The organism is Sorangium sp. So ce321 (assembly GCF_051530195.1).
Lineage (GTDB): Bacteria > Myxococcota_A > Polyangia > Polyangiales > Polyangiaceae > Sorangium.
In genome coordinates, this window is record NZ_CP150329.1 from 9,598,438 (window position 1) to 9,621,305 (window position 22,868).

The 22,868-nt window shown below is 71.5% G+C and carries 13 protein-coding genes; 5 read left to right on the forward strand and 8 right to left on the reverse strand.

Going from position 1 to position 22,868, the window contains the following annotated elements; genetic code table 11:
• Positions 1 to 356 precede the first annotated feature (356 nt).
• On the reverse strand, positions 357 to 5,228 hold the full coding sequence (locus tag WME89_RS35335; RefSeq protein ID WP_438004046.1) for a hypothetical protein: 4,872 nt from the start codon (positions 5,226 to 5,228) through the stop codon (positions 357 to 359).
• Between the two features lie 617 nt (positions 5,229 to 5,845).
• On the opposite strand from WME89_RS35335, the gene WME89_RS35340 reads away from it, so the two are divergent.
• Positions 5,846 to 6,367 (forward strand): hypothetical protein, encoded by a 522-nt coding sequence (locus WME89_RS35340; RefSeq protein WP_438004047.1) that lies wholly within the window; start codon positions 5,846 to 5,848, stop codon positions 6,365 to 6,367.
• A 33-nt stretch (positions 6,368 to 6,400) separates the two neighbouring features.
• Here the strand turns inward: WME89_RS35340 and WME89_RS35345 are convergent, their stop codons facing one another.
• The 4 genes from WME89_RS35345 to WME89_RS35360 all read right to left on the reverse strand — a co-directional run bounded on the left by WME89_RS35345 (position 6,401) and on the right by WME89_RS35360 (position 12,148).
• Positions 6,401 to 7,972: a hypothetical protein gene (locus WME89_RS35345; protein ID WP_438004048.1), complete on the reverse strand. Its 1,572-nt coding sequence runs from the start codon at positions 7,970 to 7,972 to the stop codon at positions 6,401 to 6,403.
• A 507-nt stretch (positions 7,973 to 8,479) separates the two neighbouring features.
• A complete protein-coding gene (locus WME89_RS35350) occupies positions 8,480 to 9,982 on the reverse strand; it encodes a hypothetical protein (protein WP_438004049.1) in 1,503 nt (500 codons plus the stop codon).
• A 357-nt stretch (positions 9,983 to 10,339) separates the two neighbouring features.
• On the reverse strand, positions 10,340 to 11,740 hold the full coding sequence (locus WME89_RS35355) for a B12-binding domain-containing radical SAM protein (protein ID WP_438004050.1): 1,401 nt from the start codon (positions 11,738 to 11,740) through the stop codon (positions 10,340 to 10,342).
• Positions 11,741 to 11,755: 15 nt separating this feature from the next.
• Positions 11,756 to 12,148: a hypothetical protein gene (locus WME89_RS35360; RefSeq protein WP_438004051.1), complete on the reverse strand. Its 393-nt coding sequence runs from the start codon at positions 12,146 to 12,148 to the stop codon at positions 11,756 to 11,758.
• Positions 12,149 to 12,281: 133 nt separating this feature from the next.
• On the opposite strand from WME89_RS35360, the gene WME89_RS35365 reads away from it, so the two are divergent.
• Positions 12,282 to 14,084 (forward strand): monovalent cation:proton antiporter-2 (CPA2) family protein, encoded by a 1,803-nt coding sequence (locus WME89_RS35365; protein ID WP_438004052.1) that lies wholly within the window; start codon positions 12,282 to 12,284, stop codon positions 14,082 to 14,084.
• Positions 14,085 to 14,359: 275 nt separating this feature from the next.
• On the opposite strand, the gene WME89_RS35370 is transcribed toward WME89_RS35365, so the two are convergent.
• The 3 genes from WME89_RS35370 to WME89_RS35380 all read right to left on the reverse strand — a co-directional run bounded on the left by WME89_RS35370 (position 14,360) and on the right by WME89_RS35380 (position 18,216).
• Positions 14,360 to 15,271 (reverse strand): histone deacetylase family protein, encoded by a 912-nt coding sequence (locus WME89_RS35370; RefSeq protein WP_438004053.1) that lies wholly within the window; start codon positions 15,269 to 15,271, stop codon positions 14,360 to 14,362.
• 91 nt (positions 15,272 to 15,362) lie between these two features.
• On the reverse strand, positions 15,363 to 16,754 hold the full coding sequence (locus tag WME89_RS35375) for a sigma 54-interacting transcriptional regulator (protein WP_438004054.1): 1,392 nt from the start codon (positions 16,752 to 16,754) through the stop codon (positions 15,363 to 15,365).
• Position 16,755: 1 nt separating this feature from the next.
• Complete coding sequence (locus tag WME89_RS35380; protein WP_438004055.1) at positions 16,756 to 18,216, reverse strand: protein kinase domain-containing protein; 1,461 nt, start codon at positions 18,214 to 18,216, stop codon at positions 16,756 to 16,758.
• A gap of 524 nt (positions 18,217 to 18,740) precedes the next feature.
• Between WME89_RS35380 and WME89_RS35385 the strand changes: the two genes are divergently transcribed.
• From WME89_RS35385 to WME89_RS35395, 3 genes are read left to right on the forward strand one after another with little or no spacing between them, the layout of a single operon-like run.
• Positions 18,741 to 19,130: a hypothetical protein gene (locus WME89_RS35385; RefSeq protein ID WP_438004056.1), complete on the forward strand. Its 390-nt coding sequence runs from the start codon at positions 18,741 to 18,743 to the stop codon at positions 19,128 to 19,130.
• A 53-nt stretch (positions 19,131 to 19,183) separates the two neighbouring features.
• On the forward strand, positions 19,184 to 20,017 hold the full coding sequence (locus tag WME89_RS35390) for a PspA/IM30 family protein (RefSeq protein ID WP_438004057.1): 834 nt from the start codon (positions 19,184 to 19,186) through the stop codon (positions 20,015 to 20,017).
• Between the two features lie 13 nt (positions 20,018 to 20,030).
• Positions 20,031 to 22,853 (forward strand): cation-translocating P-type ATPase, encoded by a 2,823-nt coding sequence (locus tag WME89_RS35395; RefSeq protein WP_438004058.1) that lies wholly within the window; start codon positions 20,031 to 20,033, stop codon positions 22,851 to 22,853.
• The last annotated feature ends 15 nt before the right edge of the window (positions 22,854 to 22,868 follow it).

Below are 22,868 nucleotides of genomic sequence, written 5' to 3' on the forward strand. Positions count from 1 at the left end.
ACGTCATTTCATGGAAAAGTTCAGCAAGACCTGCGCCACCCCGGTCAGCTCCGAGGACCGCGGCCGGGCCAGGCGGCCGCATGGGGCGAAGCGCCCCATGCGGCAAGATGCCACGACCCATCGTGCGCCAGGGCGCCACTGGCGCGCTCCGGGAGGTTGCACTCTGAACGTCAGAGTCAGAGCGCGTGTGGACGAGGGGACGTCAGCGAAACGTCGACGCAACGTCCAATTCGCCTTGGATGAGCCTGGTGCTCTCGTGATCTCGGGTGCGACCAGGGCCGCTCTTCACCGCAGGGTGTGGGGAAGCGCGCGCGGCGCGTGCCCTCTGCGTCAGGCCTGCTCGCGGGGCCGCGCGCTCACGGGAGGCCCCTCATGGTCGGGTCGCCCAGCCTGAACGCCGACAGCGCCTGGCGAATGAAGACGGGCACCGAGATGTAGCTCTCGAGCGCGACACAGGCGCGGTTCGAGGAGCACGTGCACCGGTAGAAGTCGCTGTGATCGTCGTCGTCTTCGTCCGAGTCCGCCTCGCAGCCGGGCACGCCCTCCCGCTCCACCTCGCCGTCCGGCGCGATCGCGGCGATCGTCGGGTCCCACCGCACGATCGGCTGCCCGTCCTCCGGGCTCAGCTTCACCTTGTGCCAGTCCGGGGCGCCGTCGCCGTTGACGTCGGGCCCCGGCTCCGTGACATAGGCCCTGGCCAGGAGCTCATTCCCGTACTCCAGCACGCGCGCGCCGACGCCCTTCTGCACGACCTTGCCGAAGATGGTCTCGGTCCCGTACGCCTTGGCCACGAACACCTTCCCGGACGGGTGGTGGAGCTCGATCCGGTCCGGGAACCCGGGATCGGTGTCTGCCCCGGTCTCCCAGATCTGCATCATATCCAGCCACCGCTGCTTCTGGTTCTCGGGCAGGTAGAGGAGCGTCCAGGCGATGAGGAACTTCTGCTGCTCCCACCCGATCTGCGGGTCGAGGATGGCGACCTTGGCGGGCGCCCGCGGGCTCCATGGCGCGCTGTCCGTCGCGCCGTAGGTGCTGCAAACGATGCTCCCTGCGCCCGGGAAGCAGCTCTCCGGCCCGCTCGTGCTCCACCACGAGGTCCAGCCCATGGCCCTCGCCGGGTACCCGCTCGGGTCCTTGACCGGCTGGCCGCTCGGGTCCGCCTCGATGCGGACACCCTTGATCGCGTCGTCGCCCGTCAGGTTGTTGGCGAGCCAGCGGCGGTACCCTTCCGGGAAGACGTCCGCGAGCGAGACAGCGCGGTAGCGCGCGTCGAGGAAGTCGTGGCGCGAGTCGCTGATGAAGTTGTCGACCGACTCGGTCATCAGCATCGCGACCCACGCCTTGTCGTAATAGGAGCCGGCGTTCATCGTGTAGGACGAGTCGTACTCGCCCTTGTCCTCCGCGAGCGCGTTCTCGAGCGGCTTGCCGCCGAGGGCGATGTCGCCGAAATACCCCGTCGCGCCGTTCGGGACGACGACCAGCGTGTCGCCGGCGTCGCCGAAGACATCGGTCGATGACCGGAGGACCGTGTCCCCCTTGGGCAGGAAGTGCTTGCCCGGCTGCGGGCGCGCCATCTGGAGCGCGAAGTGATCGAACGCGACCCCGGCCGCGAGGATGTTCTCCTTGAAGAGGCTGCCCGCGGCCTGGACCCAGAGGGTGTCGAAATCGTAGCCGCGGTCGAGCGCGAACTCGCGGTAGATGTTCGCGAGCAGGCCGAGGCCCTTCGCGCCGTCGCGCATCTTGGCGTTGTAGCGGTTCAACGTCCGCTCCGACGCCGCGCGCACGCTGAAGGACTGCCGGCCGCGCCGGTAGTTGTCGAAGATGTGGTTCACCTCCTGCTGCGTGATGAAGAAATTGAAGAGCTCATAAGCGTCCGCGCCGCTGTCGTGCCGGTACACGCTCAGGTTGCCGAGGTCCGCCCACCGGTCCGTCGCGAAGCCGTAGGGCACGCGGGTGCGCCCCGCGGGGTCCACCGAGGGCCCCTTCGCGTCCTTCGGCGTCCTCAGCGCGCGCCACGCCACGTAATCGACCTTCTGCTGCCGGCACCGCGTGTACTTGCCGCCGACCGGCACGATCTGGCCGTCGAGGACGGGGTGCCAGGCGCCGTCCCGCGCCTCGTTCCAGTCCGAGGGCCGGTACGCGCCCGGATCGACCTCGACGCAGCTGTCCCGCCGGATCAGCTCGTATCGGTTCTGCAGGTCGGAGTAGTGGATGTCCTCGCCGTCGTACTCGGGCTGCAGGCCGAGGACGCCGCCGAAGTCGTCGATCTTCTCGAGCATGCCCTTGCCGCGCGGGGTGGTCGCCCTGTAGCTCGGGTCCGCGTGCACGGCGACGGCGTCGCCGTAGAACATGCGGGCCGCGGCGAAGTCGTAGGCGCCGAGGCCGATGAGGTCCTGCGTGGGCTCGCCGGCATAGTCCATGGTCGACGACTGCATGAACATCCAGAGCAGGTTCTTCCGCTCGTTCTCGGTCATCGGGTCGAAATAGCGGGGCCCGACGCAGGCCTCGCCGTCGTCCGAGAGCGTCTCGCACAGCGCCTTGACCTGCCCGTTGCCCGTGCGCAGCTGCCAGTACTGCGGCCGGTACCCCCAGGCGTCCGACGAGCTCACGAAGTTGTGGCGCAGGCCGACGGAGTGGCCCATCTCGTGGAGGACCACCGCGTAGTGCGCCCGCTGCGCGAGGTAGCGCCGCATGGCCTCGGCGCGCCGCGCCTTCTGGGCGTCGTCTCCCTCCCCGAACCGGCCGTGCTGGCCCGCGAACTTCTCCTCGAGGATGTCCGCCAGGTTGGCGGTCGCGACCGGCGCCGGCGCCTCCTGCATCACGCACGCGCCGCGCTCGGCCAGCGCGACCTCCTTCAGGTTCCTGAGCTCGCGCTGCACGCTCGGGTTCGCCCCGCGGAGCGGCGAGGCGAAGCGCATCACCTCGTCCGTCAGCGGCAGCCCCTCCGTGCCGGTGAGCTCCTGCATCCTCTTCGTCGTGAGCTCGGCCTCGAGCTCGGTGCCCATCGCCGACCGCCGGCGCGCCTCGTAGATCGCGCGCATGCTGTCCGGCGCCGTCGCGTCGGCGGCGATCGCGCGCACCTCCTTCGAGAGCCGCCGGAGGCTCTCGCGCAGGTGCGGATCGCGCGCGAGCTCGGCGGCGCCCTCGGCCGCCTGCCCGTCGACCCCGGCCGACCGGGCGATCCGCCGCGCGAGCTCCTCCCGCGTGAGCCGCGGCAGCGCGCCGCCCTTCGACGCGCCCTCGCTCGCCTGGGCCCAGTCCCGCACGTTATCGCCGTCGGTCACGTCCTCGGTCCTGAGCTCTCCCTTGATGTAACGGGCCGTGTCGACGACCCCCTGGCTCCAGATGTCGCTCACGTGCGTCCAGACGTTGATGCTCGCCGCCACCTTCTCGCCCGTGAGCGGGTCCTCCGAGTCGCTGTAGATACCCCAGGCCGAGGGCGACTGCGGCGCCTCGAAGTTGTTGATCTGGTGATAGCGCAGGTCGCCGATCCGCGCGCTCAGCGCCGCGCCGCACGCCCTCATCAGCGCCTCGTCGCGCCCCGCCTCCTTGCGGCGCTCGTCGCTGCACATCCTGGCGGTCACGCCCTCGGGCAGGCGCGGGCCGCCGCACGCCGCCGGGTCGGCCGCCTCGACCGGGCTGTGGCAGAGCACGATCATCTCGGGCATCCTGGCGAGCGCCACGACGCCGGGCGCGTACCCCCGCCGCTGGCCGATCTCGTCGGCGAGCGCGTCGCAGTCCTGCCCCTCGTGCGCCCTGCCGCGCCGGCACGCGTCGACCTCGCGCGCGAGCGCGATCGCGTCGGCGTTGTCGTCCATCTGCCCGTCGTAGACCGGGAACGCCGCGCTGCAGCGCGCCGCGTCGCCCGACGTCCCCACCGTCCGAGTGCACTCGGCGTACCTGGCGGTGACGACGGCGCTGCGCAGGGCGACGTCCCACTCGTGGGCTGCCCAGTCGGTGGCGTCGAAATAGTCGGGGTTGCTGCTCGAGGTCACGTACCACGGCTGCGGCACGGCCTTCCGCTGCTGGTAAGGCAGGGTGCATCGCTGCTTGAAGGTGTCGCACCGGGAGCCAGGGCCCACCATCACCGCCCCTCCCTCCCCGTCGATCGTCGCCTCGGCGACGGCCTCGCACTCGTCCTCGGTCCCGTTCCCGTCCTCGTCGCGGTGCGGATCTGCGCCGAACGGGGTGGTCTCGGGCGTGAAGCACGGTATCTCGCCCGTCATGCCCTCCGGATCGGCGTAGTAGTGGCTGCGCTCCCAGAGGTTGTAGCGGCTGATCATGCGGTGCCACTTGGCGTCGCTCATGCCGTAGTTGCGGGCGTACCCGAGGCGCTCGCGCACGAAGGCGCCGTACGCCTGGAAACGGTATCCGTCCCACTCGGCCGGCTCGTAGTCCCGATCGACGACGCGGCGGAACGACTGCCGGAGCGTGATCTCGACCGGGTTGCAGGACCCGATCGGCGCGGCGCCGCCCGAGAAGTCCGCGTCGAGCATGCAGGCCGGGAAGCGGTCTATGCCCCACCCGAGGTGGCTCAGGTCGATGAGCTGGGGGACCGCGAAGGCCTTGTTGGTGACGTCGAAATACCCCTCCTCGGGGTCGAAGTGGGGCGCGTCGGGGTGGCCCGGATCGCTGATGGTGTACGAGAGCGGCTCGTACTGCACGCCGCCGTAGATGCCGAGGAGCGACAGGGTGTCGAAGTCGTAGGAGTCGACGTTCAGGTTCTTCGACCAGTCGACCCGGATGTACTCCCGCGCGTACCAGGGGCGGTCGGTCGTGTTTTCGACGACGACGTTGCCCTCCTCCCCCGTCGCGCGGTTGTAATCGCGCTGGACGTCGAAGTGCGACAAGATCTTGTACGCGACGGCCACGACGCCCTCGTCCGTGGCGGCGCCGGCCCCTTTCCCGTCGGAGTCGTTCACGCGCTCGTAGGTGATGCGTCCGATCAGGAGATCTTCCTGGATGACCCACTTGATGCGCGCGACCTCCGCCTGCGCGTACGACGACGAGAAGAGCCCGTCCTGCGACGCGCCGTAGCCCACGTCGACCACCGTGGTCCGCGCCCAGAACTCCGGATCGTCCTCCTTGCTCTGCAGATCGGCGCCGACGAAGAATGATTTCGCGAGCGCGTTCGCCTGAACCTGGCTGAGCGGCGCCCGCTCCTCGGCGCAGCCCACGATGAGGCCCACCGCTGCCGCGAGCCATGCCTGTCTCACAATCCAACTCATCGCAGAGTCCTCCCCTGGCACGCTCGGTCTAGAGCGCGCATGCCCCCATGAGAACCTCGGCGTCCCCGTGCGAACTTCCGTGAAGACCGCCCCGCGTCTGCAAATGACGTATCTCCCCATGACAGCAGCACACCGCGTGCCACGCTCGCATCGCCGTGAATTCACTGCGTAAGCGATCCCGTCGCGGCCTGTTCTTCCCTCCATCGCGCGCCCGATCCGCGCATGAAGCGTTAGCGGACTGACGGCCTGACCCCATCTGTTCCGGCGAAACCCAGATCGCCCCCGGCGTCACGCGACTGCCGTGCTTCCAAGGATGCCACGGCGCATGCCCCCCTCGCACGCGGTAGGCCCCCTGCGAGGGGGCTCGTGGCGCCGAGCGGGGGACGGGCCGATGTTCGAGCCCGATCGACGTTCGCTCTCCGGCGTGCGCAGCGCGACGAGGGCGAACGTCCCAGGCGAGTTCGGCGGAGCCCCCGCTCGGCCCCACGAGCCCCCTCGCAGGGGGCCGGGCAGCTCGGCGCGCCCTCCTCCTCCCGCCGCGCGCCCCGCTCCGAGATCAGCGGGCCTCCCCCCGCGGACTGCGGTATCGACACCCTCACCCGGTCCGGAGGAACGCAGTGCCCGAAGGAGACGTCCTGCTCTCGAACGCGGAAGGTACCATCCGGGCGCACGGCCCTGCTGTGCTCGTCTGCGACTGCCCGGGCGACGGGCTCGACCTCGCCGTGCGCCGCGTCGCGGCGTTCGCGCTGACCGCCTCGCTCATCGTCGTGGGCATCGTGGCGGCGCGCGCCGCGCCCTTCCCCATCGTCTTCATCGCGGCCACGTGGACCGCAGGAGCGACCGCCGCGCTGGTGTTCGTCCGGCGGCGCCGCCGCCTCCACGGGCTGTTCCGCCTCGACTTCGAGCGCGCCGAGATCGTCCAGGAAGGCCGCGGCTTCCGGCGAATTTTTCCAGTGCAGGCGATCGCCCGCGTCTCGACCCCGCCGGCCCTGGACGCTGAGGTCGACGAGCCGGGCCTCGCGCCGCGCTGGCTGCTCCTTCACCTGTCGACCGGGGAGCAGCTGCGCCTGGGCAAGGCGCCCGCCTACGCGCTCGGGCCGGCGCTCGCCTTCCTCAGGCGAGCCGGCGTCGAGGCGTGACGGGCGCTCCCCGCGCCGGCCTGGGCCGCCCCGTCAGGGCGTCGGCAGGCTGTGGTAGGGCGGGCCGAAATCCGTTTCGACCGTCCGGGCGGTCGACAGGAACGGCGTCTTCATCGTCTCGTCGCGGTAGATCGGCCTGACGACGCACGTGTTGCTGCCGCACTCCCCCGGGTCGGGGAAGACAACGTCGGCGACCAGCCAGAACCTCTTGCCCGAGTCATCCGGGAGGAAAGCGACCGGCTGCTCGGGGTCGTGGAAGCCGGTCGGCCCGAGGTCCGCCCCGAGCTCACCGTTGCAGAAGATCTTGATCCGCGGGTGCACGTCGAACGACACGTCGCCGCCGAAGTAATGGACGGCGATCCGCATCCACCCGGCCTTGGGCGGGAAGTCGACGTTGATGTTCTCCGGCGCGCAGAAGGTCGAGTCGTCGGGATCCGTCGTCTCGTGAGCGCAGGAGATGTTGTCGAGGTCGAGCCGCGGGTTGTGGCAGCCCTTGCCGAACTCGCGCCAGTCCTCCCCCACCTCGTGGGGCGCGTAGAAGCAGGTGTTGTTGGTCTCCTCCGGATCCAGGTACCAGTTCACCGGATCGGGCGGCGTCGCCGTACCGCTGAACCAGGTGATGCCCGGGCCATCCCGGAGTTTGTCGATCGTGCAGTTCCCGTAGCCGCAGGCGACGTTCGAGCCGCCGATGATCCACGGCTGCGTGTTGTTCGGCTTGTGGAGGTAGAGATCCAGGTCGACGCTGGACGGCTCGTGCTCCCACTCGAGCTCGACGCGGAGGCCGCGGGCCCCGACGAACAGCGGGTAAACGCAGGTCCCTGTCTCGCCTCCCGCGACGCTCTTCGTGTACGTGACCGTGTACTCGCCCGACTGCAGCGGCTTGAAATCATCCGACGGGTCCGTCCCGCTCACCGAGGGGCACGGGTCCACGCCCGGCGGGCAGGTCACCGTCCACGTCTCGGAGCCCGCGACCGCGTTCTCGCCGAACGAGCCGGTACCGTCCTTGAGGTTGACGGTGGCAAAGGGCGCCGCCTGGATCGGGTGGCAGCCCGCGGCGTCGTTCAGCTGGCAGTTCTGGTCCGCGTGCACACCGCCGACGCAAGGGCCCCACGTGCCCGTCTCGTCGCAGAGCTGGGTCCCGGGGAAGCACCCCGGGCTCTCCCGGAACGACGGGTCACCGCGAAAGCAGGAGTGCGCCTGGCCAGCGATGCACGCGCAGGTCTCGTCGATCATGCCGTTGCAGTCGTCGTCGAGCCCGTCGTGGTCGACGCCGAGCTCATCCACACCGCAGAGCTCCGTCGGGCCGCACGCGCTCCCGCACGGGTTGACCGCCACGTCAGGCTGCTCGTCTTCCGGCCCTGCATCGATGACGAGGTTGCCGCCGAAGCCGTCGGAGCCGCCTGCCGCGCCGGCGCCCGGCGTCGCCTCGGCGCCGCCCACGCCGCCGGCGCCGCCCGCACCGCCGGTGCCCGAGCTGCTCCTCGTTGAAGCGCCATCGAAACCGAACCGGTTGCCTTCTGCGCTGCAGCCGGCCGCCACGACGGCGCCCGACGCCGAGGCCGCGATCACGACGGGGAGCACGGAGAGGACACGAAGACGAAACATGATACCTCCACTTGAGGGGAACTCGGCGCAGGGTCGCAGCGGGGTTGCCTCCGCTCAGCGCCACGGCGATGAGCCCCGTAGCTTAGCAAAGCGAAGACGCCTCGGCCTCACGATGCACACCGCCCCGCGCCAGGGGATGGCAGAGCACCAGGCATCGAGCTTCATCGGGTAAGAAACAAAACCAATTTACAGGTTCAACAGGGTGCCACGCAGAACGCCTGGCACGACCGCCGGCGAGCGCCGGCGAGCGCCGGCGAGCGCCGATGATAACGAACGGCCGCTGGCCGGCGATGCGCCCTCTCCCGAGGCGCGGAGTCAGGCGAATCACTATCAGGCAAATCACTACAGAGTCATTGCCTCGCCGGCCGGCGCCCGCGCCGCGGGCCACGTCTCCGGCGCCGGCAGGCGAGGCGGCGCCCCTGGTCCGGGCGCCCGCGGTCGCCCGGGCGCGACCCTGGCGGCGCCGGCCGGCGCGGGGCGCTGGAGGGCGGGCAGCGCGCCCGCCGGTCAGGGGAGCGGCGGGTAGGCGGGACCGAAGTTCGTCTCGACGTCGTCCTTCGTGGTGAGCAGCGGCGTCTTCGTCTCTGCATCCAGGTAAATCGGCTGGACGACGCAGGTCTCCTGACCGCATTCGTCGGGCTCGGGGAAGAGCACGTCGGCCACGAGCCAGAACCGGTCGAGCACGTCCGCGGGGGCGAACGCGACGGCCTGCTCGGGGCTGTAGAAGCCCGTGGGCCCGAGATCCGCCCCGAGCGCGCTGTTGCAGAAGATCTTGACCCGCGGGTGGATGTCGTCGAGCACCCCGCCGTGACCGTAGTAGTGCACGCCGATCCGGATCCACCGGGACTTCGGCGGAAAGTCGATATTGATGTTCTCGGGCGCGCAGAACTCCTCGTCGTCGGGGTCGGTCACGGACGCGTCGCAACGCACGTTGTCGAGGTCGAGGCGCGGGTTGTGACAGCCCATGTCGTTGTCCCGCCAGGCTTCCCCGACGCCCCGCGGGGCGAAGAAGCAGTTGTTCTTGCTGTCCACCGGATCGAGGAACCAGTTCACCGGGTCCGGCGGCGTCGCGCTGTCGCTGAACCAGCGGACCCCCGAGGCGGCCCCGAACTGCTTGATGGTGCAGTTCGCCCAGCCGCAGTCCGCCGCCGCGCCCGTCGTCTTCCAGGGCTGCGTGTTGTTCGGCTTGTGGACGTGCAGGTCGAGATCGACAACGCCGAAGTCGTGCTCCCACTCGAGCTCGACGCGGAGGCCGCCGGCGCCGACGAACAGCGGGTACTTGCAGCTCCCGGTCTCGCCGTTCGCGAGGCGCTTCGTGTACGTGACGGTGTACTCGCCCGACTGCAGCGGCGTGAAGTCATCCGCTGGACCCGTCCCGCTCACGGCGGGGCACGGGTCGATGCCCTCGGGGCAAGCCACCGCCCACCGCTCGGAGCCCGGGACCGCATCCGCGCTGAAGATGCCGGTGCCCTCCTTGAGGTCGACGTCGGCGAAGGGCGGCGACTGGAGCGGGTGGCAGGCGGCGGAGCTGTTCACATAGCAGCTCTCGTCGGCGTGCACGCCGCCGACGCACGGGCCCCACGTGCCCGTCTCGTCGCAGAGCTGGGAGCCGGGGAAGCACCCCGGGCTGTTCCTGAACGACGGGTCCCCGCGGAAGCAGGAGTGCGCCTGGCCAGGGACACAGGGGCACTCCTCGTCGATCCTGCCGTCGCAGTCGTCATCCAGGCCGAGGTAGGCCCCGGTGCACAGCTCCTTGCGGCCGCACGCGCTCCCGCACGGGTTCACCGTCACGTCGTCCGGCTGCTCCTGCCCTCCATCGATGTTGATGATCCCGCCCAGCCCGTCGGGCCCGCCCGCCGCGCCGCCCTCGCCTGCTCCCGTATCGTCACCTCCGCTGAGATTGAGCGTGCCCTGCTTGCCCGTCGCGCTGCAGCTGGCCGCGAGGCCGGCGCTGAACACCGCAGCGCCCGCGAAGATGAGGAGCGAGGAGGAGAAACGAAGTCGACCCATGAGACCTCCATTCGAGGGACCCTCGATGCGGGGACCAAGCGGGTTCACCCCCCGCCCACACTCCCGGTGTCCCAGGAGCTCGTGCGAGTGTAGCAAAATCACCAAGCCACAGCCCTGCTGTAGCGCTGTGGGAGAGCGTGAATCGCGCGGCGGTCGCTGCCCTCGATCCGGAGCGCGGCCGGCCGGCGCGCGGCGGCGAGCTGGGCGCGCGTCAGCCGTCGACGCGCGGCGCCGCGCAGCGAGGAGCGGTGCGGCAGGACGCCGCGTCACCGCGGCCGGCGGAGGTCTGTCGCGGTGCGCCGCGGCGCGCAGGGCGGCGCCGCGTGGCGCGCCGCCGCGGGCTCGGCAGGGGGAGATTCAGCCGATGATCGGCAGCTGCCTTCCGCCCTTGGCCTTCGGCGGCTGGGGCTGCTCCGGCTGCGCCGCGGGCGGAGGCGCCGTCTCCTCGATGTGCACGCCGGACCGGAAGCGCTGCTCGCCGCCCGCGATCTTGCGGTGCGCCAGCGAGTGCTGCATGAAGTTCAGCGGGAAGAAGCCGGCCAGCTGAATCCAGCTCGACTGCCGTGTCAGGGTGAACCGGCGCCATATCGAGGTGGGCGAGTAGAATTTCGTCCACGCGGACACCCAGCCCTCGCGGAGCCGCTCCCGGGACATCCGCTTGGGCACGAAATAGGGTGAGCCGGCGTCGTGGTCGCGGCGGAGCCACCAGCGCTCGTCCGTGAGGCGCCCCTCCGCCTTCAGGCGGCGGTAGAGCTGCGTCGCCGGATACGGGGTCAGGATGGCGTACAGCGCCATCGTCAGCTTCATGTCGATGCCGAACTCCACCGTGCGATCGAACACCTCGGGATCGTCCGTGTCGAACCCGAAGACGAAGCTCCCCCAGACCGAGATGCCGTGATCGTGGAGCATCGCCATCGTGTCCTTGTACTGGGAGGGCCGGTTCTGGCGCTTGCCGGTGAACTTGACCGTCTCCTCGTCGATGCTCTCGAAGCCGATGAAGAGCGCCTTGCACCCGCTCTCGGCCATGAGCTTCACGTTCTCGAGGCGCTTGACCGCGGCGAGCGAGCACTGGCCGATCCAGTGCTTCTTGAGCGGGGCCATCCGGGTGAACAGCTCCTTCGAGTAGGCCCGGTGGATCATCACGTTGTCGTCCGCGAACATGATGAGCTTGCCAAGCGACCTGAGCTCGGCGAGCACCTCGTCGGTCGGGCGGAAGCGCATCGTGGTGCCGTTCGCCGTCGACACGCTGCAGAACTCGCACGGATAGGGGCAGCCGCGCATCGTCTGCACGACCTGGAACGGGATGTACTTCTTCGAGGTGAACAGGTCGCGCCGCGGCGCGGGCCTGCCCGCGAGGCTCGGCAGCTCGGGGCGGTAGATGGGCTTGAGCTCGCCGCGCTTCACGTCCGCGAGCAGCGCCGGCCACGCTTCCTCGGCCTCGCCGACCACGACGGCGTCCGCGTGCTGCATCGCCTCGTCCGGGCACGCCGTGGGGTGGATGCCCCCGAGCACCACCTTGACGCCGCGCCTGCGGTACGCGGCGGCGATATCGTAGCTCCGGCGGGCGGTCTTGCTGTCGACGCTGATCCCGACGAGGTCGACGTCCTTGACGTCGCGCTGGAGATCGAAGGGCTGTACGACGTCATCGGTGTAGATGACCTCGTCCTCCGGGGGCGTGAGGGCCGCGAGCGTGCCGAGCCCCACCCGGGGCAGATAGGCGGAGTCTTCGCTTGCCGTGGCGATGAGCTCGATCTGCATGGCAGATCGGGCTTATCACGGGGCCGCGCCGGGCCCTACTGCCGAGGCTCGGCGCACGAGGATCTCTGGCCGCGGCTGGCCCGGCGGTGTCGGCACCTCGGGGCTCCCCGGGGGTCCTTTTTCGGGGGCGGGCGGGACCTCGTAGGGCACCTCACGGTCCGGCTGCGGCGGCTCGGGGTGGTGGGGGACCTCTCGCCCCGGCTCGGTCGGCGGGATGATCTCCGGCCCGGGCTGACCCGGTGGATGCGGCACCTCCGGCGCCGGCCTGCCGGGGGTCCCCGGCCCGGGCTGGCCCGGCTCCGGAGGCGCCCCGGGCACCGGCTGGAACGGGACCTCGGGGGTGATCGCGAACGTCGCGGCCTGGGCGCCGGCCCCACCGGCGCCGTGGATCTCGTCGCGCTTCATCATCCGCCGAGCGTAGGGCCGCAGCGCGCCGCCAGCATCAGGGCCTCCCTGCTTTGCGCTAGGCGCGCCGCCACCTCCGGAGCACCCTCTCTCGCGCGCTCCGGCCAACGCGGAGCCCCAAGGAGACCCACGACGAATGAGCTTGCTCTCTCACGCCGCAGTCTTTCTCGGCGCGGCCGTGGTCGCCGTGCCCCTGTTCAAGCGGATCGGCCTCGGCGCGGTGCTCGGTTACCTCGTCGCCGGCGCGCTCATCGGCCCGTGGGGCCTGCGGTTCATCACCGATGTCGAGAACATCCTCCACTTCTCGGAGCTCGGCGTGGTGCTCCTCCTCTTCCTCATCGGCCTCGAGCTCCAGCCGTCCCGGCTCTGGGTGCTGCGCCGCGCCGTGTTCGGGCTCGGCGGCGCGCAGGTCGCCGTCACGGGCGCGCTCATCGCGCTCACCGGCGTCGCGCTCGGCCTTCGCGCCGACACCGCGGCGATCGCCGGCCTCGGGCTCTCGCTCTCGTCCACCGCGTTCGTCCTGCAGATCCTGGGCGAGAAGGGCCAGATGCAGTCGCAGCACGGCCGCTCCGCGTTCGCCATCCTGCTGTTCCAGGACCTCGCCGTGATCCCGCTGCTCGCGGTGCTCCCCCTGCTCGGCGCGGCGGGCGGGGCCCCGGCCGAGGGGAGCGCCCTCGCCTCGTCGCTCAAGGCGGTGGGCGTGCTGCTCGCCGTGGTCGCCGGCGGCCGTTACCTCGTGCGCCCCGTGTTCAGGGCGATCGCCGCCGTCCACGCCCACGAGATCTTCACCGCGGCGGCCCTGCTCGTCGTGCTCGGCACGGCGCTGCTCATGGTGCAGGTGGGCCTGTCCATGTCGCTCGGCGCCTTCATGGCCGGCGTGCTGCTCGCCGACTCGGAGTACCGCCACGAGCTCGAGGCGGACATCGAGCCGTTCAAGGGGCTGCTCATGGGGCTCTTCTTCATCGCCGTCGGCATGTCGGCGAACATCGGCCTGCTCATCGAGCGGCCGCTGCTCGTCCTCGGGCTCGTCCTCGGCATGATGGCGCTCAAGGCCGCCGTCCTGTTCGCCCTGGGCAGGGCGAACGGGCACGCCGCGGGCTCGGCGCGCGACCTCGCGCTCGCGCTCCCGCAGGGGGGCGAGTTCGCCTTCGTCCTCTTCGGGCTGGCCGCGGGACAGGGCATCATGGACAGGCTCCTCTCCGACCTCCTGGTCGTCGTCGTCACGCTGTCCATGGCGCTCACGCCGCTGGTCCTCGCGCTCGGCGACCAGCTCATCAAGCGATGGCAGCGGACCGGCCCAGCGCGGGAGTTCGACGCCATCGAGGACGACGACCCCAGGGTCATCATCGCTGGATACGGCCGCTTCGGCCAGATCGTCTCTCGCGTCCTGCGCACGAGGAAGATCCCCTTCACCGCGCTCGACGCGAGCGCGACGCAGGTCGACTTCGTCCGCAAGTACGGCAACAAGATCTACTACGGGGACGCCTCCCGGCTCGACCTGCTCCGCGCGGCGCGCGCCGACAAGGCGAAGATCCTCGTGCTGGCGATCGACGACGTCGCGTCCTCGGTGAAGACGGCGGAGGTGGTGAAGCGGCACTTCCCGGAGCTCAGGATCTACGCGCGCGCCCGGAACCGCCAGCACGCGTACCAGCTGATGGACATCGGGGTGGAGGTGCTGGAGCGGGAGACGTTCCTTTCATCGCTCGAGGTGGCGGCGCGCGTGCTCGAGGGCCTCGGGATGCGCGAGCCAGAGGCCCGCACCACCGTCGCGCGGTTCAGGGCTCACGACGAGCGGGTGCTCCAGCGCGGGCACGCGGTCCACCACGACGAGGCCAAGCTCATGCAGGCCGCGAGGCAGGCCGCACAGGAGCTGGAGGGGCTGTTCGAGACCGACGAGGTCGCGCCGTCTGGCAGGGACGACAAGGCCGCGGCGGTGTGAAGCAGGGGCCGGGCTGCTCGCGGCCCCCTCTGCCCCCCGGGGACGCATCGGCCAGCGATCGGGGCGGTTGAAACCCCGAGAAAATGAACCACAGAGGCACAGAGGGCACAGAGGGCACAGAGGGCACAGAGGGCACAGAGGGCACAGAGGGCACAGAGGGCACAGAGGGCACAGAGGGCACAGAGGGCACAGAGTTTTTTGTTGTTCCTCTGTGTCCTCTGTGCCTCTGTGGTTCAAATCTCTTCATTCCCGGGCGTTTCAAGCTGAGCGGTGCTCTAGCCGAGCCGCTCCACGAGGCCGCGATAGACGTTCTTGTGCGCCACGATCGTGGCCTCGATGTCCCGGCCATAGCCGCCGCCGAGCGTCACCACGAGCGGCACGCCGAGGCGCGCAGTGAGCTCGAACACCCGCGCGTCGCGCCGCCTCAGCCCCTCGTGCGTCAGCGCGAGCCGGCCCAGCCGGTCGCCGGCGAGCGCGTCCACGCCGGCCTGATAGAGGATGAGCTCGGGCCGGTGCGCGGCGACCGCCTCGAGGGCGCCGTCGAGCGCCCTCAGGTAGTCCGCGTCCTCGCAGCCGTCCGGGAGCTCGACGTCGAGCGAGCTCACCTCCTTCTGGAAGGGATAGTTCTTCGCGCCGTGCAGCGACAGCGTGAACACGCCGGGGTCGCCGCGCAGCAGCGCCACCGTGCCGTTGCCCTGGTGCACGTCGAGGTCCACCACGGCGAGCCGCCGCACGCCGTGGTCCCGCCGGGCGACGAGCGCGGCCGTGGCCAGGTCGTTGAACATGCAGAACCCCTCGCCGCGGTCGCGGAAGGCGTGGTGCGTGCCGCCGGCGAGGTGCCCGGCCGCGCCGTGCTCCATGGCCCAGGCGAGCGCCGCGAGCGTGCCGCCCGTTGACCGGCGCGAGCGCGCGACGAGCGCCTCGCTCCACGGGAGGCCGAGGCGCCGGACCTCCGCGGCCGGGAGCGTCCCGTCGCAGACCGCCCCGAGGTAGGCCGCGTCGTGCGCCAGCGACAGGTCGTCCCAGGAAGCGCGCGGCGCCTCGTGCACGAGCGCCGGGAGCTCACGAGAGAGCTCGGCGCGCACGCGCTCGTACTTGGCCATCGGGAACCGGTGCCCGGGCGGGAGCTCGACGACGTCGCCCTCGGAGGAGAAGAGCCGCACGCGCGCAGCATGGCACTGGTTCACGGCGCGCGCCGCGCGGGCCGGGGCGGGCGGGCCGCGCCGCGCCGAGCCCGCCGCGCGGGCCGCGGCGCGCCGAGCCCGCCGCGCGGGCCGCTCACTCCGGCTCTTGCTTCGCCCCGATGCCGTGGCGGCGGAGGTAAGCCCGCACGTGCGCCCGCTCCATGCCCGCGCGCCGCGCCATCTCGCTCACGTTGCCCTTCGCGTCCTCGGACAGGGCGGCGAAATAGTCGCGCTCGAACCGCGCGAGGACGTCGCGCTTCGCCTCCTGGAACTGGCGGCCCTTCAGCGACGCGAACGACCCGTTGAACGCGCCGCCGCCGCCGCCCGGGTGGATCGACGGCGACGAGTTGCCGTGCACCGGCGTCTCGGTGAGCGCGCCGAGGTGCGCCGCGACGTCGATCTCCTCGCCCTCGGCCGCGAGCGCGAACGCGACGGCCACCGCGTTCCTGAGCTCGCGGACGTTGCCCGGCCAGTCGTGCCGCATCAGCCGCTCGAGCGTGCTGTTCGAGATGCGCTCGTAGGCGCTCTCGTCGCCGAGATCCTTCAGCATCCGGCGGACGAGCACCGGGATGTCCTCGACGCGCTGCCGGAGCGCCGGCAGCTCGATCTTGATCTGCGCGACGCGGAAGTAGAGGTCGCTCCGGAAATTGCCGCTGTTGACGGCCCGCACGAGGTCGCGGCGCGTCGCCGCGAGCACGCGCACGTCGACCTCGCGGTAGCTCGAGCCGCCGACGCTCTTGATGCGGCGCTCGGCGAGCGCGCGGAGGAGCTTCGGCTGCACCTCGAGCGGCAGCTCGCCGAGCTCGTCGAGGAAGATCGTCCCGCCGTCCGCCTCGAGGAACGGCGAGAGGCGCTTGTCGACCGCGCCCGTGAACGCGCCGCGCTCGTGCCCGAACAGCGTCGCCTCGGCCAGGGTCGGGGGGATCGAGCCGCAGTCCACGACCACGAACGGCTTCTTCGAGCGGGCGCTCGCGATGTGCAGCGCCTGCGCGACGAGCTCCTTGCCCGTCCCGGTCTCGCCCGTGATCAGCACCGTGAGGTCGGTCGGCGCCATCTTGGAGAGGCGCTCGAAGATGCCGCGCATCCCGGCGCTGCTCGCCACGAGCGGGCCGAACGCCGGGATCGCCGAGACCGTGATGCGCTCGGGGCGCAGCGGCTCGAACTGGATCTCCGTCTCGCCCAGCCTGAGCTTCGTGTTCGTGAGCAGGTAGATGTCGCCGACGCGCACGCCGCCGACGAAGGTGCCGTTCCTGCTGTCGAGATCGCGCACGCGCACGCCCTGCTCGGTGGCGACGAACTCGGCGTGCACGGCGCTCACCTTGGCGTCGTCGAGGACGAGCTGGCAGGCCGCGTTGCGGCCCACGATGACGGGATCCGTGCCGATCTCGAGCCACCCGCCGCCGCGCGCGGCCGACGACTTCATCGGGCGGATGCGACCGCCGCGCACCTCCACCCTGTTCTTCGTGCCTACCGTGGCGTCGAGCAAATCAGTTCCTCTCTGTCTTGCGGCGCGAAGGCGGGCCCTCCGGCCGAGGGATCTCTGCGCCGCCGCTCCGGCTCGGGGGCGGCGGCGGCGGCACGGCGCCGCTCCGGCTCGGAGGCGCCGCGGGCACGGCGCCGCTCCGGCTCGGAGGCGCCGCGGGCACGGCGCCGCTCCGGCTCAGGGGCGGCGGCGGCGGCACGGCGCCGCCCCGGCTCGGAGGCGCCGCGGGCACGGCGCCGCTCCGGCTCAGGGGCGGCGGCGGCGGCACGGCGCCGCTCCGGCTCGGAGGCGCCGCGGGCACGGCGCCGCCGGTCCGGCTCGGCGGCGGCGGCGGTACGGCGCCTCTCCGGCTGGAGGGCGCGGAGCCGCCCGTCCTGCTCGGGGGCGGCGGCGGTACGGCGCCGCTCCGGCTGGAGGGCGCGGAGCCGCCCGTCCTGCTGGACGGGGCGGGGGGCGGCGCGCTCTGGCCGGTGTCGGCGAAGCCGCCGTTCTCCGTCATCGTCGGCGGGCCGTCCACGACCGTGGGGTTGTCCTCCAGGAACTCGTCGGGCAGCTCGGACGGCAGCCTGCTCCGCTGCGCGCGGCGCGCCGCGCGCGTGATGTTCGCCGGCTGGATGGCGCGCCAGCTCGTGAGCGCCTCCCCCGCGGTGCTGAAGCGCCGCTCGCGCCGGCGATCGAGCGCCCGCTCGAGGAAGCGCTCGATGCCCACCGGCCACTTCTCGCCGGTCGCCTCGGCGAGCGACGGCGCCGCGCGGTCGAGCTTCATCGCGACGAGCACCGCGGCCGTCGCGCCCTCGAACGGCAGCCGCCCGGACAGGGCCCGGAAGGCCACGGCGCCCACCGCGTAGATGTCGGCCCGCTCGTCGGCCCGCGCGGCGCCCCGCACCTGCTCCGGCGCCATGTACGCGAACGAGCCGAGCGTCGCGTCGAAGGCGGTGAGCGTCGGCTCCTCCTTCTCGCGCCGCGTGAGCTTGGAGATGCCGAAGTCGAGGATCTTCGCGCGCTCGCGCCGGTCCGGCAGGCCGAGGTGCTCCAGGTAGATGTTGCCCGGCTTGAGGTCGCGGTGGATGACGCCCGCGGCGTGCGCGGCCACGAGCCCCTGGAGCACGTCGTCGATGATCGGGCCGACCTCGCTGAACGGCAGGTACTGCTCGCGCTTCAGCCGGTCCGCCAGCGACTCGCCGTCGAGCTGCTCGAACACGAGCAGGTGCGCGCCGTCGTCCGCCTCGTTGACCTCGAGCAGCTGGCAGACGTAGGGGCTCTTGATGGCCGAGGCGATCTTCGCCTCCCGGTCGAAGCGCCGCACCAGGTCGGGCTTCATCGCGGCGCGCGCGAGCAGGACCTTGATGGCCACCTGCTGCATGTCCGACTCCCGCGTCGCGGCCCAGACTTCGCCCATACCACCCCGCCCGAGCAGGCGGGTGACACGGTAGCCAGCAACAAGGTCGCCCGGGTGGATCGCCACGTAACCTGGATCGGGACCGTACCACCGCCATCCTCGATCGGGTGAGAAAAAAGCGAGAGCGCGGGCAAACGCCGAGATTCTCGCGGCGCGAGGCGCGGCCGACACGCGCCGTCTCGCGGCGCGGGGGAGCCGCCGATCGCGGCGCGCTCGCGCGGCACATCGCGGCGCGCTCGCGTGGCACGAGGAGAGAGCGAAAAAACGCGCCGGCTCCCGTCGAGCAGCGCCCGCGCGGCGGCGGCGCGAGGGGAGCGCGGGCGCTGCTCGACGGGAGCCGGCGCGCGGCTCCCGCCCGCGCGGGGCCGGCGCGGGTCGGCGCGCGGCGCTCGTCCGCGCGGGGCCGGCGCGGGTCGGCGCGCGCCCCAACCAGGCTCGTCGCGGCGCGGAGCGCGCCCTGCGGAGCGCGGCCCTGCGGGGCGCTCCCGCCGGGCGTGACCGTGCCCCGCGCCACGACGCGGAATCCCGGGAGGAACTCGGGGGACGCGGCACTAGCCCGAGGCGAGATGATTCTGTAGGCTCGCCGCGCCATGCCGCGTACAGCCGAGGACGTCGAAACCTACCTCCTGCAGCTCGATCGCCGGTTCGAAAACGACGCCGGTACTTACCTCGTCTCGGGGGGCCCCGACGCGCCGCCGATCGCGATCCGCATCGATCCGCCGATCGTCGCGGTGCGCGTCTCGATCGGCGCCGTGCCCGGGGACGACGCCCACCAGACCAAGCTCTTCCGGCGCCTGCTGGAGTACAACGCGACGGATCTCATGCACGCCTCGTACGGGATCGAAGCGGGCACCGTGGTCCTGTCAGCGGCGCTGGAGCTCGAGAACCTCGACATGAACGAGCTCGAGGCGATCCTGAGCGACATCGATCTCGCGCTCGCCCGCCACGTTCCCGTGTTGCACGATCTCGCGCTGAGCTGACTGGACCCGCCGCGCCCTCGACCCCTGCGCTACCCGAGAGTTGGAGCTGATCTATGGGAATTTTCGCGCGCCTTGCGACCCTCATCAAGTCGAACCTGAACGACCTCATCAGCCGCTCGGAGGACCCCGAGAAGATGCTGAACCAGGTCGTCATCGACATGTCGAACCAGCTGATCGAGGCGAAGAAGCAGGTCGCCGTCTCGATCGCCGACGAGAAGCGGCTGGCCAAGCAGGCCGAGCAGGAGGCCGCGCACGCCGCGGAGTGGGAGCGCAGGGCCATGCTCGCGATCAAGGCGGGGGACGACGCGCTGGCCAAGGAGGCGCTGAACCGCAAGAAGGAGCACGACCAGCTCGCCGCCACCTACAAGGACCAGTGGCAGAAGCAGAAGCAGGCGGTCGACCAGCTGAAGACGGCGCTGCGCCTCCTCAACAACAAGATCGAGGAGGCGAAGCGCAAGAAGAACGTGCTCATCGCCCGGAAGAAGCGGGCCGAGGCGCAGAAGGCGATCCAGGAGACCATGAGCGGTCTCAACAACGCCTCCGCCTTCGAGACGTTCGACCGCATGGCGAGCAAGGTCGACCAGATCGAGGCCGAGGCCGAGGCCGCGGGGGAGATCGCCGAGCAGTACACGGGCGACACGCTGGCGCACAAGTTCGGTCAGCTCGAGGCGACGGCGGGCGCGGACGAGGAGCTGCTCGCGCTCAAGCGGAAGATGGGCGTGCTGCCGCCCGAGCCGCCGCCCGCCGCGGCGCCGCCGCAGGTGCGCGTGGCCGGGACGGGGGGCGCGCCGACCGGCATGCCCCAGGCCGAGCAGGACGAGCTCGCGGCGGCGATCGCGGAGCTCGAGGCCGAAGAACAACGTGAACAAGCCAGGATGAAGCGCTAGAGCACGACCGCCCATGAGCCAAGCCGCCACGGCGCTCCGCCGGACCGAGTCGAACGCCGCTCCGCCTTCCGCCCCCATCCCCGTGCACGCCGAAGAGGTCGGCGCGTTCCTCGAGCGCGTCGGGGTGAGCTCGTCCGGAGGGCTCTCCGAGGACGAGGCCCAGAAGCGCCTCGCCGAGCACGGCAAGAACCGCCTGCCCGAGACGAAGAAGAAGAGCGCGCTCGTCCGGATCCTGGAGCAGTTCGCGAACCCGCTCGTGCTCACGCTCCTCGCCGCGGCGACGATCGCCGTGGTCGTGGGGTTCACCGCCGACAAGGCGGAGAGCTTCCTCCACCGGTTCGGCGACGCGATCGCGATCCTGCTCATCGTCATCCTGAACGCGTTCCTCGGCTACTACCAGGAGCGGCGCGCGGAGGCGGCCCTCGAGGCCCTCCAGAAGCTCAGCGCGCCGAACGCGCGCGTGCGCCGCGGCGGCAAGACCGTGGTCATCGCGGCCGAGGACGTCGCGCCCGGCGACATCCTCGAGCTCGAGGCGGGCGACTCGATCCCCGCCGACGCGCGGCTCGTGCAGACGATCAGCTTCGCCACCGAGGAGGCGGCGCTGACGGGCGAGAGCGCGGCCGCGGTCAAGGACGCCCTCGCCCCGGTCGCGCGCGACGCGCCGCTCGGGGACCGGGTCACGATGGTCTTCACCGGCACGAGCATCGTGCGCGGCAAGGGGCGCGCGGTGGTGACCGCGACCGGCGTGAACACCGAGCTCGGCCGCATCGGCGAGATGATCCGCTCGGTCGGCGACCAGAAGACGCCGCTCGAGGAGCGGCTCGACCGCTTCGGCTCGGTGATCCTGCGGGTGTGCCTGGGGCTGTCCGCGGTGCTGCTCGGCTGGGGGTTCATCCGGGGCGGCCGGCCGTGGCACGAGCTCCTGCTCGAGGGCGTGAGCCTCGCCGTGGCGGCCATCCCCGAGGGGCTGCCCGCGATCACGACGATCACGCTCGCGCTGGGGATGCAGCGCATGGCGCGGCGCGGGGCGATCGTGCGCAAGCTGCCCGCGGTCGAGACGCTCGGCGCCGCGACGATCATCGCGTCGGACAAGACGGGCACGCTCACCCAGAACGAGATGACCGTCCGCAACCTCTACGCGGGCGGCCACCAGTACACGGTGACCGGCGAGGGGTACAACCCGGTCGGCGCGCTGCGCGACGAGGCCGGCGCGGAGGTCGTCGAGCTCACGGCGCCCCTCACGTACCTGCTCGCGACGGCGGCGCTCTGCAACAACGCGTCGCTCAACGAGGACAAGGAGACGGGCCGCTGGAACATCGTCGGCGACCCGACCGAGGCGGCGCTGCTCACGCTCGCCGCGAAGGGCGACCTCTCGCGCGAGTCGGTGGCGCCGTCGCACGCGTTCGTGCACGAGCTGCCCTTCGACAGCGACCGCAAGCGGATGACGGTGATCACGCGGGACGATCGCGGCCGCGACATCGCGCACGTGAAGGGGAGCGTCGACGTGCTCCTGCCGCTCTGCGTGAAGTTCGCCGACGACAAGGGCGTGCGCGCGCTGACCGAGGACGACCGGCGCGCGATCCTCGCCGAGGCCGATCGCCTGAGCGCGTCCGCGCTGCGCGTGCTCGCGATCTGCCGCCGCGTCCGGGTCAGCCGCGACGAGGCCGACGTCGAGCGCGAGCTCACGTTCCTCGGCCTGGTCGGGATGATGGACCCGCCGCGGCAAGGGGTGAAGGAGGCGGTGGCCGAGTGCCGCCGCGCCGGCATCCGCGCCGTCATGATCACGGGCGATCACCGGCTCACCGCGACGGCGATCGCGAAGGAGATCGGGCTCTGGGACGAGGGCGACGAGGCGCTCAGCGGCGCGGAGCTCGCCGCGATGAGCGACGAGGAGCTCTCGCGGCGGATCATGCACCTGCGCGTCTTCGCCCGGACGACGGCGGAGCAGAAGCTCCGGCTGGTGCGGGCGTTCAAGGCGCACGGCCACATCGTGGCGATGACGGGCGACGGGGTGAACGACGCGCCCGCGCTGCGCGAGGCGCACATCGGCGTGGCGATGGGGCGCGGCGGCACCGACGTCGCGCGCCAGGCGGCGGACCTCGTGCTGGCGGACGACAACTTCGCGACCATCGTCGAGGCGGTGCGCGAGGGGCGCGCCATCTACCGCAACATCCAGAAGTTCATCTTCTTCCTCCTCTCGTCGAACATGGGCCTGCTCGTGGCGGTGTTCGTCGTCTCGTTCTTCGGCAAGTGGCCGCCGCTGACGCCGCTCATGATCCTCTGGATCAACCTCGTGACGAACGGCCTGCCGGCGCTCGCGCTCGGCATCGATCCGCCGGATCCGCAGCTCATGTCCGAGGCGCCGCGCCCGCGCGACGAGGGCCTGCTCGTGAAGCGCGACTACCTCGGGATCCTCTACGTCGGCGCGATCATGGGGCTCGCGGCCGTGGCGCTCTACGCGACGTCGGAGCAGACCGAGGACGCGCTGCTCCGCACGCGCGCCGTGGCCTTCTCGCTGCTCGCGCTGTCGCCGCTCTTCCACGCCTGGAGCTGCCGGAGCCCGGTGACCTCGATCTTCGCGTCGAAGCCGCTCGTCAGCCTGCCGCTCCTGCTGGCGGTCGCGGCGAGCGCCGCGATCCACCTGATCGCGCTGCTCGTGCCCGCGCTGCGCCCGGTCTTCCGCACCTACGCGATGTCCACGAACGAGTGGATGCTCCTGCTCGTCCTCTCGGCGCTCATCGTGCCGGCCGTCGAGATCGCAAAGCTCGTGTACCGCCGGATCCGCCCCGCCGACGCCGGCCCTGCCCGCCTCGCCGCGTCGACCGATCCCCGCTGACCGCCGCTGTGGGCC